Annotated in this window: 10 protein-coding genes; 5 read left to right on the top strand and 5 right to left on the bottom strand. The window is 35.8% G+C overall.

What is annotated here, in order from left to right; translation table 11 throughout:
• Positions 1-256 precede the first annotated feature (256 nt).
• The 4 genes from CHB80_RS01535 to CHB80_RS01550 all read right to left on the bottom strand — a co-directional run bounded on the left by CHB80_RS01535 (position 257) and on the right by CHB80_RS01550 (position 7,001).
• Entirely contained in the window at positions 257-2,470 is a 2,214-nt protein-coding gene (locus CHB80_RS01535) for a T9SS type A sorting domain-containing protein (RefSeq protein WP_179218060.1), read from the bottom strand.
• A gap of 248 nt (positions 2,471-2,718) precedes the next feature.
• Positions 2,719-5,064 (bottom strand): glycoside hydrolase family 65 protein, encoded by a 2,346-nt coding sequence (locus CHB80_RS01540; RefSeq protein ID WP_089369676.1) that lies wholly within the window; start codon positions 5,062-5,064, stop codon positions 2,719-2,721.
• 141 nt (positions 5,065-5,205) lie between these two features.
• A complete protein-coding gene (pgmB, locus tag CHB80_RS01545) occupies positions 5,206-5,859 on the bottom strand; it encodes a beta-phosphoglucomutase (RefSeq protein ID WP_089369677.1) in 654 nt (217 codons plus the stop codon).
• Positions 5,860-5,957: 98 nt separating this feature from the next.
• On the bottom strand, positions 5,958-7,001 hold the full coding sequence (locus tag CHB80_RS01550) for a LacI family DNA-binding transcriptional regulator (protein WP_089369678.1): 1,044 nt from the start codon (positions 6,999-7,001) through the stop codon (positions 5,958-5,960).
• A gap of 225 nt (positions 7,002-7,226) precedes the next feature.
• Here CHB80_RS01550 and CHB80_RS01555 point away from each other — a divergent pair, with 225 nt between their 5' ends.
• From CHB80_RS01555 to CHB80_RS01575, 5 genes are all read left to right on the top strand, one after another.
• Positions 7,227-8,786, top strand: coding sequence for a glycoside hydrolase family 32 protein (locus CHB80_RS01555; RefSeq protein WP_089369679.1), 1,560 nt, complete (start codon positions 7,227-7,229; stop codon positions 8,784-8,786).
• The gene (locus tag CHB80_RS01560; RefSeq protein WP_089369680.1) at positions 8,777-9,184 is read left to right on the top strand and encodes an NUDIX hydrolase; all 408 of its coding nucleotides are present in this window, start codon (positions 8,777-8,779) and stop codon (positions 9,182-9,184) included. The genes CHB80_RS01555 and CHB80_RS01560 overlap by 10 nt, the downstream gene beginning before the upstream one ends.
• Before the next feature lie 120 nt (positions 9,185-9,304).
• Positions 9,305-10,651: a sugar porter family MFS transporter gene (locus CHB80_RS01565; protein WP_089369681.1), complete on the top strand. Its 1,347-nt coding sequence runs from the start codon at positions 9,305-9,307 to the stop codon at positions 10,649-10,651.
• Positions 10,644-11,537, top strand: a complete 894-nt coding sequence (locus CHB80_RS01570) for a carbohydrate kinase family protein (protein ID WP_089369682.1) — start codon at positions 10,644-10,646, stop codon at positions 11,535-11,537. The genes CHB80_RS01565 and CHB80_RS01570 overlap by 8 nt, the downstream gene beginning before the upstream one ends.
• A gap of 551 nt (positions 11,538-12,088) precedes the next feature.
• Positions 12,089-13,306, top strand: coding sequence for a pentapeptide repeat-containing protein (locus CHB80_RS01575; RefSeq protein WP_089369683.1), 1,218 nt, complete (start codon positions 12,089-12,091; stop codon positions 13,304-13,306).
• 524 nt (positions 13,307-13,830) lie between these two features.
• On the opposite strand, the gene CHB80_RS24975 is transcribed toward CHB80_RS01575, so the two are convergent.
• Positions 13,831-14,652 (bottom strand): M23 family metallopeptidase, encoded by an 822-nt coding sequence (locus CHB80_RS24975; RefSeq protein WP_089369684.1) that lies wholly within the window; start codon positions 14,650-14,652, stop codon positions 13,831-13,833.
• Positions 14,653-14,658: the final 6 nt, after the last annotated feature.

The following is a 14,658-nucleotide window of genomic DNA, read 5'->3' on the forward strand; positions in this document are numbered from 1 at the left end:
GTAATTTCAATTTTAGAAATACAAATATGTACACAAATAGTACCCAAATCCAATAAGTCTATCCGTATTTTAAACAATTTGACGATATACTATTTTGCTTTTCTATAGCAAAACTTTGTCTTATACTAAAAAAGCCATACGTGATTTACGTATGGCTTTTTAATTCATTCTTTAGTCGTTTTTATTACATCACAACTGTTCTATTTTCTCCAAGCCCAGGCATCTGGAATTTAACATCCCAAAAAGAAGTTTAAGTTTATTCCTTTATAATTTGTTTTGTTATTATTTCTGTGTCTGTTTTTATTACTAAGAAATAGACCCCTTTTGCTAAGTTTTCTAAGTTTAATTCATTCAATCGGTTTTTACCTTCAATAGGTTTAATATTCTTAATGAAAGACCCATTACTTCTTTGTAGGGAAATTGCTTTAATAACAGTCTCACTTTCTATAGTTAAGACATCAGTAACTGGGTTAGGATATAACTTAATGGTAGTTGTTTTTTGTTTAGGAATGTCAGGATTTGTTTCATTAATAATTGGCACCGTATTATAACAACTAATTAAATTTGGCTCAACCTCAACATTAGTAACATCATCTTCTTGGATATCTAAACACGCATTTCCTCCTCTAGTGATATCTAAAACATTATGATATACATTATCCGTTATTGATAAATTTCTGATCCCTGTAGCATTAACCCCTTGAAATGTCACAAATGATTGACCTCCAATTTGACTATTTTCAGAAATGACTACATCATTAATCTTTGCAGGTATATTAGTGCCCGATGTGCAAACAAAATTTCCATCATTTACCCATAACATTTCTGCATATCTTGGAACTTTTATCAATGTATTTCTTGATATAACAACATCATTTACAGCAGCAAGAGGATGAGAAGAATTTACTGAGAACTCTATAAATCTTGGATGATGATTTGTTTCTATTCTTCTATTTGACAATCCATCAATACAATTATTGGTAATATCAATATTTGTTACAACAGGAGCAACCAAAATAACAGATTTATTGTTAGTATTCGTCACAGTATTATTATGAAATACAATATTTTCTGGCAATTGACTATTATCACTAGTAGGAGTAAATGGATGCGAAATTCTTAATGCAAATGTTCTTAAGTTTAAATATTCATTATTCTCTATATTCACATTATGTGCTCTACTAATATTGATGATTCCTAGAACAGGGTTTCGTTTTATTATATTATCTCCTCCAAATTCTTCTGGAGGAAGCACTAATAAATCTGTATTAGATTGATCAAAAACATTATCTCTAATAGTCACAGTATATTCTAGAGATAATCCCTTATCGTGAATTGCTCCCGTACCTGAAGAAATGTCAAAGCAATGATTCCCTATAAAATTTAGATTTCCAGCTCTCCAATAAATAAAATTTGCAGCCGCTGTCCCTTCAATATTTCTTATTGTATTATCTAAATAATCAATAGTAGTTGAGGCACTGGCTTGTAAAACACGCGCTACATCACCTGCATTATTCCCTCTTAATCCATCAATATCATTTCTTTGAAATGATATATATCCTTGTTCCTCATCGGCTGATGATTCTGCTCTTAAAAGATATCTAAAACAATCACGTATTACATTATCATTAAAAATAAGTTCATTTGAAGTAGTACCATCTAAAAATGCAACGGTTACTTGTTCAAAATGATTTCCTGTGATGATAAAGCTATCTATATTTCTAGGGATATTATTATAATTCCTAATTACTGTTTTAGCATTTAGCGTTTCATTACTAACAATGTTATTTCTTAAAATAATAGAAGAAGCATCGCTATTGAGTTCAAATAATCCATTTGTTTCTATCTCAACATTTTCAATACTTACATCTACATTTGCTTGTAATGTAAATACAAACGAGATCATGTTAGGGGTATCATAGATTATAAGAGTATGTGTAGGGTTTGCTGTAAAAGCACTATTAATGGTGGTGTTTTTTGTAATATTTATCGTGTCGGTTATGGTATACTCTTCACCCAAAAGTATATTCCCTCCCATAGAAACCGCTTTTTGTAAAGCCAACGTATCATCATCAGTACTATTTGGCATATCTGTGGCCCCAAACCACGATGGAAAAATAAAAGGAACATCCCAAGTACCACCCATCTCTCCTACAGTATCAAAAATTTGATTATCATTATTACTAGTCACAATTCTAGTATTATTACCCACTAAAGCTCCATTATCTAAAAGCATTCCTGCCCCTTCAAATGAAAAAGTTACTCCTACGGGTATTGGTGTTACTACATTTACGTTTTCTAAAGAGTAAACTGCATCAATGATATAAACTGTATTTGCTACAAGATTTGCAAAATCATTTGCATCTTGAATTTCTACCTCACTCTGTTGCATTGAAAGATTCATTCTTTCATCAATAGGTTTGATAGTGTTAGCTTTTGATGCAGGTATAAAACCCACAATAAGTAACATAATTAAATGCGATTTTAGATATTGTCTCATACTATAAATACATTAAGTGTTAGAATTAAAAAATGTAATAACCTTAAAATTAGAGGTTTTAAATGAATTATAAGATGTCAAAATTTCATTTATTTCAAATTAGCATATAGCTATTTCAAATTTGTTGAAACCCATTTAATTCATAATAAAGCTTATCCTTACTTCATATAAAAAGCCCTCATGAGAGGGCTTTTTATTTTTATAATATAGTGTTTGTTTTATACGACTACTGTACGGTCTTTACCTAATACAACAGCATTCCCATGTACTAAGATGTTTAAATCATTTCCTTGATCGATACTAAAGTGGGTATTCTCTTTCGTAACTTCAACGGTAAGGATTTGCCCTCTATAGTTAATTTTAAACGAATAGCGCTCCCATGCATCTGGAATTTGAGGCTCAAAAGAAAGCATTCCTTCATGCATACGCATTCCTCCAAATCCTTCTACCACACTCATCCATGTACCTGCCATACTTGTAATATGTAATCCTTCTTCTACTTCTTTGTTATAATCATCTAGATCCAAACGAGACGTACGTAAATAGAAGGTATAGGCTTGCTCCATACGCCCTAGTTTTGCCGCTTGTATGGCATGTACACAAGGAGACAACGAACTCTCATGTACCGTAAAAGGTTCATAGAAGTCAAAATGCTTCTCTAGTTGTTCTTGTGTAAAATGATCTTCAAAAAAGTAAAACCCTTGTAAGGTATCTGCCTGTTTGATATACGGTGAACGTAAAATACGATCCCATGACCATTTTTGATTGATCGGGCGTTCAGACATGGGTAAATCGGCTACAGAAATGAGTTCTTTATCTAAGAAACCATCTTGCTGTAAGAATACATCATGCTTTTCTGAATATGGAAAAAATACCTGACTTGCTACACTTTGCCATTCGGTTATTTCGGCATCGGTGAGTCCTGTTTTTGCTACAATACGATCATAGTCGGTGGCATGTTCTTGTTTTACTTCGTGCGCTTTCGCGAAAGCGTACTCCAGACACCACGTTGCTATATAATTAGTAAACCAATTGTTATTGACATTATTCTCATACTCATTAGGTCCTGTAACGCCTAACATCACATATTTTTCTTTGGCAGCAGACCAATTAAATCGCTGTTTCCAAAAACGTGCTACCCCAATAATCACTTCCAATCCCATTTCTGGAATATAGGAAGTATCGCCTGTAAAACGCTCATAGTTATGAATGGCAAAAACCATAGAACCATTACGGTGTATTTCTTCAAAGGTGATCTCCCATTCGTTATGACACTCTTCACCATTCATAGTCACCATAGGATACAAAGCTGCACCTTTTATAAAGCCTAATTTCTCCGCATTTTCGATGGCCTTATCCAATTGTTTATATCGATAAGTAAGTAAATTACGAGCTACGCCTTGATCTTTGGTCGCCATATAAAACGGGATACAATAAGCTTCGGTATCCCAATAGGTAGAGCCGCCATATTTCTCTCCCGTAAATCCTTTAGGACCAATATTGAGACGCGCATCTTTTCCAGAATACGTCTGATTGAGCTGAAAAATATTAAAACGAATGCCTTGCTGTGCTTTGACATCGCCATCTATCGTAATATCTGCCATGGCCCAAACCGCTGCCCAATCTTCTTTTTGTTGTTGTAATAAAGCTTCAAAACCTGTAGCTTCTGCTTTTTCAAGCACTGTTTTGGCTGCAGTTACTAAGGCTTCTCTATCGTGATTTAAATCACTTACATACCCTCCAAACTTATGAATTGCTAAGGTCTCCCCCTGCTTAACATCTGTTTCATAATAATGTCCTATGTAGGTAATGGTTTCTTGCTTATTACCTACGGTACCTTGATAGGATGATTTTTCAGTACGCTTTCGCGAAAGCTGAAGCGGTCTTCCTTCCACAAATAACTGGTTACTCATCATTGTGCATACGTGAAACTCCGTTTTCATGGTATGTGCCACAATAAAAGCATGTTGATCTTCATCTGCTATAGACAACGTATTCCAAAACTGATCATCCCAATTGGAGTCTTCATTGGTTATCCCACTATCCAAAAAGGGCTCATAGCTTATCGTAGCATCCTGATTGAATGGTGTCACTTCATATTTAATGGCACCTATCTCATCCATGGCAAGACTTAAAAAACGAGTAACATTTACCGCTACTTTAATCCCATTTTTTAATGTCGCTTCAAAACTTCGATACAGCACCCCTTCTTTCATGTTGAGAGTTCTCTTAAAATTCTGAACAGAAGTGCAGGTATGTAAATCTAGTTTTTCTCCATTTATAGTCACCTTAATACCTATCCAACTTGGTGCATTAAGCACCTTTGCAAAATATTCTGGATAGCCATTCTTCCACCATCCTACACGAGTTTTATCTGGATAATATACGCCACCAATATAACTACCTTGAAAAGTAGCGCCACTGTATTTTTCTTCAAAATTGGCACGTTGCCCCATGGTCCCATTTCCGAGACTCATCAAACTTTCTGATGATTTTACATGGTCTGGATTCCAGTTTTCTTCGATAATAGACCAAGCGTCGGGGATAATATATTCTATATGCATGTTTTATATTTTGAATCAAGAATCGGGATTGCTCGCTTTACTCACTGCTAGATACAAGACTTTGTAAGGTCTTTTATTTTATACTGATTCTTGAAAGACTATTAAGTAATTACTATTAATGGGTTCTGTATTTTATAAAATCTATGATGCTATTAATTCCTGTAAAAAGTCATTTGATAGCTCAGTGAAGTTTGTGAAAACATGAAATGCCTCGTGTAATACTGTTGGATCACCAATTCCTATACTGATCATTCCTGCGGCATTTGCAGCTTGAATACCTGCAATGGAATCTTCAAATACAATACAGTCTTTTGCTTCCGTTTTTAGGGCTTGTGCTCCTTTGACAAAAACTTCTGGATCTGGCTTGGCCGCAGTAACATCATTTCCATCTACAATGGCTTGAAATTTATCTAGAAGTGAAACACGTTCTAAAATAGGACGCGCATTTTTACTAGCACTTCCTAAAGCAATCCCTTGTTGATTTTCGATTAAATAATCCAGCACACGAGGGACATCTGGTAAGATTTCGCTTTCATCCATTTTCTGAATATACTTCAGATATTCCTCATTTTTCTGTACCAACCACACCTCTTTTTGTTCTTGTGTTGCCGTATACTTTGCCATGTCTAGTAAGATCTCTAAAGATCGTACACGACTTACGCCTTTAAATTGTTCATTTTGTTCTTCTGTAAAGTCAAAATCAATTCCTTTAGCAAGGTTTCTCCAGGCGAGATAATGAAATTTTGCAGTGTCTACAATCACACCGTCCAAATCAAATATAAATGCTTTCTTCATAGAATATTTAGTGTCATTTCCGCGAAAGCGGAAATCCTATTCCTCTCATCGCAAATCATATTTTAGCAATATGCCTCACGCTTTTAGTAGCGTTAAGACTAGTTTTTTATCTTTTTTGTACTTTCTCTTTCTATAAGTGTGGTATCAATATACGCAGTCGTATACTCCTCTACCTCATCTTCAGGACGTTCTAATTTATTAATCAATAATTCGGCAGCTTTACGTCCCATTAATTCTCCATGCTGACTTACCGTACTTAAACTAGGAATTAAATGCTTAGATAATTCGCCATCACTAAAGCTCACAATAGATACATCTGTAGGTACATTTTTACCCAATGCATTTAGATGCCTTGCTGCAGTAACTGCAAACATTTCATTAACTGTAAACACCGCATCAATATCATTGTCTTTTAAAAAGTGTTTAATTTTCGCAGAACATTCATCATCACATCTATCAATATTATCCAGCTTAAGAATTAGTTCTTTTTGCACTCTAACCCCATAAGATTCTAATGCTTCTATATATCCTTTGGTACGCAATTTACCAATGGTCACATAATCTTTTGTTGTAATAATAGCAATCTTACGACACCCAGTTTTTAAGAGATGTCTTACTCCCATTTTTGCACCTTCGCGGTCATCTATAAGTACCTTATCACATGGGATCTCATCTACAATACGGTCAAACATCACTACAGGCATTCCTTGATCTATGGCTTCAGTTACATGCCTAAAATCATCTTTATGCAAAGTCTCATTCGCTAGTGATACGATAAACCCATCGGTACTCCCATTAGCAAGCAGTTCCATGTTGAGTACTTCCTTGTCAAAATCGTTATTAGAAAGCGTGATAATCACATTGTAGTTATGCTCTCTTGCCATTTGCTCAATCCCTTTAATCACTTTTGTGAAAAAGTGATGTACAATTTGAGGAATAATAATTCCTATGGTACGTGTTTTACGATTTTTAAGACTTAATGCTATGTTATTAGGTTTGTAGTTATATAACTTAGCAAAGGCTTTAATCTTTTGGCGTGTATCTTCGCTTATTTCGGCACTATCACGTAATGCTTTTGATACTGTCGAAATAGACACATCAAGTTCTTTGGCGATGAGTTTAAGGGTGAGTTTTCGTTTCATACTACTATATCATGTAAAAATAAGGGGTTCGCTATTGACTTACAATTTAGGCAAATCCTTTTTCCTACGAAAACGTTGTAATCTTAATAACTAATTAAGAATAACACATAAATCAAAAAAAATAGACCTAAAAACACATAATGAATGATTACACCATACGCTTTCGCGAAAGCGAATTAACAAAAATTACAATTGGTATTATTATATTTATGCAAACTAAAAACCATGCGAATTGTCTCTTTTTTGTTTCTTTTTATAATCCTAACCGCTTGTAAAAAGGAAACAACTCCTGATGTAAAAGATGTAAAAAAAGAAATTACCGAAAAAAATGACGTCGTACGCTTTCGCGAAAGCTATAGACCGCAATACCATTTTACACCACCCGAAAAGTGGATGAATGATCCTAATGGGCTTCTATTCCATAATGGCACTTATCATTTATTTTATCAATATTACCCTGAAGATATTGTTTGGGGACCGATGCATTGGGGTCATGCTACTAGTAAAGATTTAGTTTCTTGGAAGCACCAACCCATTGCGTTATATCCTGACGAATTAGGGTATATTTTTTCTGGAAGTGCCGTCATGGATCTTGAGAATACTTCTGGACTAGGCTCCAAAGATAATCCGCCAATGATAGCCATTTTCACACATCACGAACCCAAAGGAGAAAAAGAAGGGAAGAATGATTTTCAATATCAAAGTATCGCATACAGCCTAGACGAAGGGAATACATGGACCAAATACGAGGGGAATCCCGTGATAGGTAATCCAACAAGTATTCGTGATTTTAGAGACCCAAAAGTCATGTGGCATGAAGCTTCTCAAAAATGGATTCTCACCCTTGTCGCAGGAGATCATGCAAAGTTTTATAGTAGTCCGGATCTAAAATCATGGACCTATCTTAGTGATTTTGGAAAAGACAAAGGCGCTCATGGTGGTGTTTGGGAATGCCCAGATTTATTTCCGCTTACCGTTGCGGGAAGTGATGAAACAAAATGGGTCTTACTCATAAGCATAAATCCTGGCGCTCCCAATGGAGGTTCTGGTACACAATATTTTGTAGGAGATTTTGACGGTACTACGTTTACAACCTCTCAAAAAGACATCAAATGGATAGATTATGGTTCTGACAACTATGCTGGTGTCACGTATAACGGATTACCCGATAGTGATCGCACCTTCATAGGATGGATGAGTAACTGGAATTATGCACAAAAAACCCCTACCGAAAATTGGAGAAGTGCGATGACGCTTTCGCGAAAGCTTACCCTGCATAAAAACGATACTTACTATTTAAAGAGTTATCCTGTAGCTGCTATAGATGAATACAGCTATGACTCAAAAACCTATGATAGTATTACAAATAAGTACTCCCTTACTTCTGAGAACTTTAATGAAATGCGCATTGATTTTGAGATTGAAGGTGCTTTGGAAGATTTTGAAGTGAAGTTTTCAAATGTTGCTAATGATCAGTTATTTCTAGGATATCATAAAGAAGATCATTCCTTTTATGTAGATCGCAGAAAATCTGGAAAGATTGATTTTGAACCACGTTTTGCCGAAAAAATACACCTTGCTCCTGCACGTACAGATAAAAATGATCACACCAGATTTAGTATTTTTCTAGATGCATCTTCTGTTGAGTTTTTTGTAGATCAAGGTACTACTACCATGACCGAACAAATTTTCCCAACACAACCATATACGGTGATGACATTTACAAGTAAGGATCATAAAATGACGCAAGTACGTGTCTCAAAAATGAAACGAATATGGGAGTAACATCTACTCTTATTGATAAGATAGCGCTTATAGAAACAAAAGATCGCTCTATTCTAAGTACGCGTTCTAAAGGAAAAGAGAAATACTATATTCCTGGCGGAAAAAGAGAAGGTCAAGAAACCGATACTGAAACGCTTATTCGAGAAATTAAAGAAGAGCTTTCTGTGACGATACATCCATCTTCTATAAACTACCTTGGTACATTTACCGCTCCCTCTGATGGAGCTCCTGAAGGGGTTCAAGTGCAAATGACATGCTATACAGCTACCTACTCAGGAACACTTGCTGCAAATAGCGAAATAGAAGAAGTGGTGTGGCTTACGTATCAAGATATTGAGAAGGTCTCTGCCGTAGATAAAATTATTTTTAATTTTTTAAAAGACCGAGGTGAATTATAACCATCTATCATATACTATTACATTTTCCACATCTTACATATGATGTGAATTACACAAAAAATCACTAAGTTGAGCCTAATTCAAAAAATACCTAACCGACTATTTTAAAACTATACACTCATGAAAGAAATTACAAAATGGAGTATCACCGTTGCCCTCGCTGGATTCTTATTTGGATTTGACACGGTTGTCATTAGTGGAGCTAATCAACCCATCAAAGATATTTGGGAACTCTCTCCGCTTTTTCACGGGACATTTATTATGAGTATGGCACTATGGGGAACTGTATTGGGTTCTTTAATGGGGGGGATTCCCACAAAAAAACTAGGACGTAAAAAAACTTTGTTTTGGATAGGAGTTCTTTTCTTTGCTTCTGCTTTGGGAAGTGCGATTGCACCAGACCCTTACTCGTTTTCTTTTTTCCGATTTATAGGCGGAGTAGGTGTTGGAATTTCATCGGTAGCGGCACCTATTTATATTTCAGAAATTACCACAAGTTCTAATAGAGGAAAACTTGGAGGACTGTATCAGTTTTGCTTGGTATTTGGTATTTTGATTGCCTTTGTCTCCAATTGGTTACTCAAAGGTTTTGATGGTGCTAATGACTGGCGATGGATGCTAGGAGTAGAAGCAATTCCTGCTTTACTATACACACTCATGGTATTAAAAGTACCGAATAGCCCAAGATGGCTTGCTTTACAGAAAAAAGATGACCAAGGTGCTCTTGAGGTTTTAAATAAAATATATACTCCTGAAGATGCAGCAATACAGCTTAAAGAGATTAAAGCAGATTCTGACAATCAAAAAGGAAGCAATACCTTATTTCAAAAAAAATACAATCGTGTGTTATGGTTAGGGTTTTTAATTGCTTTTTTCAATCAGCTATCGGGAATCAATTTTGTATTGTATTATGCTCCAGAAATATTAGAACAAGCCGGACTTGGTGGTTCTGAATCGCTATTTAATTCGATTGCTATTGGGATTGTAAACTTAGTATTTACGATTATAGGAGTGCGATTATTGGATAAACTAGGACGTAGACAGCTCATGATTATTGGATCGATAGGCTATATATTTAGTTTGATCATGGTGGGAATTTGTTTCCAGCAAGAGCTAAGTTCTACACTTACGCTTTTATTTATTTGTCTTTTTGTGGCATCCCACGCCATAGGACAAGGTGCCGTAATTTGGGTATTTATTTCTGAAATTTTTCCGAATCGTGTGCGTGCGTATGGACAATCATGGGGAACAGGAACCCACTGGGTATTTGCAGCTATTATTACCTTAATTACGCCTTTCTTCTTAGATGGTCAAGAAGGAGTACTTAAAGATGCGGTTTGGTATATTTATTATTTCTTTGCAGCCATGATGGTTTTACAATTATTCTGGGCTATTTTTAAAATGCCAGAAACCAAAGGAGTTTCCTTGGAAGCACTTGAGAAAAAACTAATTCCTGAAGATGAGTAAATTACCGCATATTGTTTGTTATGGTGAAATCCTCTGGGATGTATTTCCAGATGGGAAAAAATTAGGGGGCGCGCCTTTAAACGTTGCATTACGACTACATTCGTTTGGTGCTAATACGAGTATTATTAGTGCGCTTGGAAAAGATGCACTTGGAAAAACAACCCTAGAAGCCTTAAAAGAAAAAGACTTTCCTACAACATATATCCAACAGTCAAAACGTCCTACAGGGCAGGTGACTGTGACACTAGATGACTCGGGAAGTGCTCGTTATGATATCCAGAAAGATGCCGCTTGGGATCATATAGCGGCGACACCCGAAGCTATTGAAGAAGTCAAAAAAGCAGATGCCTTTGTTTTTGGCAGTTTAGCATTGCGCGAAACTTATAATCAGGCGCAATTTGAAGCCTTAGTAACTGAGGCGAAATACACCGTTTTTGATCTCAACTTGAGAGATCCTCATTACGATTTGGATGTGGTGTTATCGCTCATGGAAATTGCCAATTGCATTAAACTCAATGACGAAGAGTTAGAGCTGATTGTTACCTTACTTGATCTTGAGAAGGAGAGCTTAGAAGAAGAGTTAAAAGCGGTTGCTAAAGCTACCAATACGGATACGGTTTGTGTCACGTTAGGCCCCGATGGTGCGATGTTATATCATAACAAAACGATCTATACTCAGGTAGGATTCCCCACCAAGGTTGTTGATACCGTAGGTGCTGGTGATTCATTTTTAGCGGCCCTTATCTTTGGATTAATCTCTGGAGAAGCCCCTGAAGATTCCCTTGAGGTTGCTGCTGCTATGGGAAGTTTGGTTGCTGGAAAAGCTGGCGCCAATGCTGTAGTAACTAATGATGAGATTGATGATTTGCTGGAAGGTGGTTATTAGTCGGTAGCTTTTAGTCGGTAGACGGTAGTTGTTAAATCTTATCTTTAGGGGTGTTGATAGTTCATGTCACCCTGAGCCTGTCGAAGGGCTTAGTGATAGCTTTTAGCTATTAGTCGGTAGTGCTTAGCTGTTCGCTTGTAGACGGTAGTTCTTAGATAAACTATAATATCACCCTGAGCCTGTCGAAGGACTTAGTGATAGCCTTCAGTTGTTAGTGCTTAACTAATAGTCAGTAGTTTTGGTATCATTTTCGCTTTCGCGAAAAGACACACCCCTTACTCCCCTCTTACTAGAGGGGAAACTCATACTCTTATTTTTAGTTATAAATATATTAGTCTTCCCTCCTAGAAAGGAGGGCTAGGGAGGTGTGAAAAAAAACAGAGTAACACTCTATTTTAGAGTAGTACTCTATTTTGCTTGTCAAAAACTTTTATCGCATATAGAGTTCCTTCTCCCTTGGGGAGAAGGTTAGGACGGTAGGAAATAAACCACACAATCACAACACTTTATAAATTAATTCCTGTATTTTTATAGAGTTAACAGTGGTATATATGGCAGAAGAATTACGAAAAATTACGCAAGAAGAGTTAGATAATATTTTAGTAGAACATCAATTATGGTTTGAAAGTGATGGTAAAAAAGGTAAAAGGGCTAATCTTTTGAAGGCAGATCTTTACAAAGCAAATCTTTTCAGAGCAAATCTTATGGAAGCAGATCTTAGAGGGACAAATCTACAAGAAGCAGATCTTTCCAAAGCAAATCTTGGAAGAGCAAATCTTTTCAATGCAAATCTTGGAAGAGCAAATCTACAAGAAGCAGATCTTCAAAAAACAGATCTTAGTTTAGCAAACCTTCAAGAAACAAATCTTCAAGAAGTATATCTTTTTAGAGCATATCTTCAAGAAGCAAATCTTTTAGGAGCAAATCTTTTAGGAGCAAATCTTTTAGGAGCAAATCTTTTAGGAGCAAATCTTTTAGGAGCAAATCTTGAAGATGCTCTATATTTAGACTCACAATTAGAAAAAGCTATTAATGTACCCTCTAAATATCTTCTAAAAAAAGATATTATTCTAGACACCGAGAGTCAAATAAAATCTTTACAAGACGAGAAAAAAGAACTTCAAGAAAAACTACAACAAGCATCTAGTGCTACCAAAGAAGAGAAAGAGCGTCTTAAACAAGTAGAAGCACAATTAGAACTAGCAGAACAAACCATACAACGAGAACAGGATGCTAAAAAGAAAACAAAGGCACAGATAGAAACAGCTGTGAAATATCTAAAAAACCCTAATGCATATATATCAAAGCAAATTACATTTCAATATATTTTAATGGGGCTTTACGTATTATTAAGCCTTTTGACTGTTTGGTTTTTTATGAATTATATAAATGACCATTATACTAATTTCAAACTCAATATGGATTCTGGAACGACCTTTATTAATTGGTTATTTTACGCCTCTCCTTTACTTATTTCTTTTTCTCTAATAATTACTTTTATTAATCAAATCAATAAGAGATTACAAAATATTGTTCGTCTCAATGAACGTAAACGGTATGTAGATTCTGTAGAGGGTGGTTTACAAGCCATTAATGCGCTTTCTATAAATAATGAAGATGCACGTAAAAAGATTCTAGATACTATGGAAAAAATCATAAATCATACGCTTCAAAGTTCTGAAAAAGCCAATGAGCCCATTATGTTAGAAGAAAAAGCAGTAGAAGATCCATTGGCTACGCTTTCTAAGATTAAAGATTTGGTGAAGTAGCTGTTAGTTACTAGATAGTAGTCGGTAGACGGTAGTTTTTAGATAAATTAAATGTCACCCTGAGCATGTCGAAGGGCTTAGAACTATGTATCTCGGTAGCTTCGGTACAATTTTCGCGAAAAGCGAAAATCACTCAACCACCTTGCGCTCTGTATACTTACAACAAAAGTCATCTCGATCCTTCGACAAGCTCAGGATAAACTTTAGGAGAGATCACACATCTGGCTCACTGTTATGCGATTTCTCATCGCTCATACTTTGCTCTTTCGAAATGACTGGTATTGTCATTTAAATCGTACTTCGACAGGTGTAACCCTGAGCACTTCGACAAGTGTCATGCTGAGCTGGTCGAAGTGCTCAGTGTGACATCTCATAAGATAAAGAAGATGTATTCCTTTTCGCGAAAGCGTAAAAAAAAAATAGAGTACTATTCTATTTTGAATCTACCCAAACTTTTATAACAGTTTCCATAACAGTTCCTTCTCCCTTGGGGAGAAGGTGAGGATGAGGGGAAAATAAAGGAATTAATGCTTTCTTTTATAACGTTTCCCACGCTTTAATACCTGACCTTCGTAGTCTTCAAAATAGATAGGTACTGCAATATCTCCTGGTTCACGTACTACAAAATGTAAATGAGGTCCTCCGCTATAGCCTGTGCTTCCTGAATACCCTATGTGTTGTCCTTTAGTCACTGTATCTCCTTTTTTAACAAGCGTGCCTTTGTGCATTAAATGGGCATAAGATGCTAGGGTTCCATCTGAGTGGGCAATGACAATTTTATTAGCCTTGTGTGTGAGCTCTTTTCGCTTACCACCTTCTGTAAAATGATCTATGGCAAACACGACTACACCTTCTCTGGCAGCATATACCCTATCTCCGGTTCGCATTCCAAAATCAATGGCATATCGAGACGCAATATTTTTGTGGGAAGATTTCCCAAAAAAGGTTTGCTCGATTTCTACCTTTCTTCCTCTTTGATAGGGTAAAGTATACAAATATGTACTATCGTGTTTTGCATTTCTGCGATCGCCATAATGGGCCTCGACAGTATAAATCTTTCGTTCTTTCCTAGCTTGTTTTAGGTTTTCAAAATCATTTATGTGAACTCTTATAAAGCCGCGTACACTATCATTGGGGAATACTGTCGCTACTTCTTTATAGACAATCTTTGGAAAAATAGTATCTACTTGTTTGCTCACAATATCTATAGGAATGATGGCAACACTTTTTACTTGAAAAATAATAGAATCGTTTTCCTGAATATATTCTAATGTTACCTCTTCATTTTGTGCATAGGTATAGCTACCTATAAATAAAAACAAGAGTGCCGTAACAATCTTAGTCATGTGTTT

The organism is Dokdonia pacifica, assembly GCF_900188275.1.
Lineage (GTDB): Bacteria > Bacteroidota > Bacteroidia > Flavobacteriales > Flavobacteriaceae > Dokdonia > Dokdonia pacifica.

Coding starts and splice junctions, on each gene's coding strand:
- CHB80_RS01535 (WP_179218060.1), bottom strand. CDS start 2,470: ATGTTACTTATTGTGGGTTTTATACCTGCATCAAAAGCTAACACTATC.
- CHB80_RS01540 (WP_089369676.1), bottom strand. CDS start 5,064: ATGCATATAGAATATATTATCCCCGACGCTTGGTCTATTATCGAAGAA.
- pgmB (WP_089369677.1), bottom strand. CDS start 5,859: ATGAAGAAAGCATTTATATTTGATTTGGACGGTGTGATTGTAGACACT.
- CHB80_RS01550 (WP_089369678.1), bottom strand. CDS start 7,001: ATGAAACGAAAACTCACCCTTAAACTCATCGCCAAAGAACTTGATGTG.
- CHB80_RS01555 (WP_089369679.1), top strand. CDS start 7,227: ATGCGAATTGTCTCTTTTTTGTTTCTTTTTATAATCCTAACCGCTTGT.
- CHB80_RS01560 (WP_089369680.1), top strand. CDS start 8,777: ATGGGAGTAACATCTACTCTTATTGATAAGATAGCGCTTATAGAAACA.
- CHB80_RS01565 (WP_089369681.1), top strand. CDS start 9,305: ATGAAAGAAATTACAAAATGGAGTATCACCGTTGCCCTCGCTGGATTC.
- CHB80_RS01570 (WP_089369682.1), top strand. CDS start 10,644: ATGAGTAAATTACCGCATATTGTTTGTTATGGTGAAATCCTCTGGGAT.
- CHB80_RS01575 (WP_089369683.1), top strand. CDS start 12,089: ATGGCAGAAGAATTACGAAAAATTACGCAAGAAGAGTTAGATAATATT.
- CHB80_RS24975 (WP_089369684.1), bottom strand. CDS start 14,652: ATGACTAAGATTGTTACGGCACTCTTGTTTTTATTTATAGGTAGCTAT.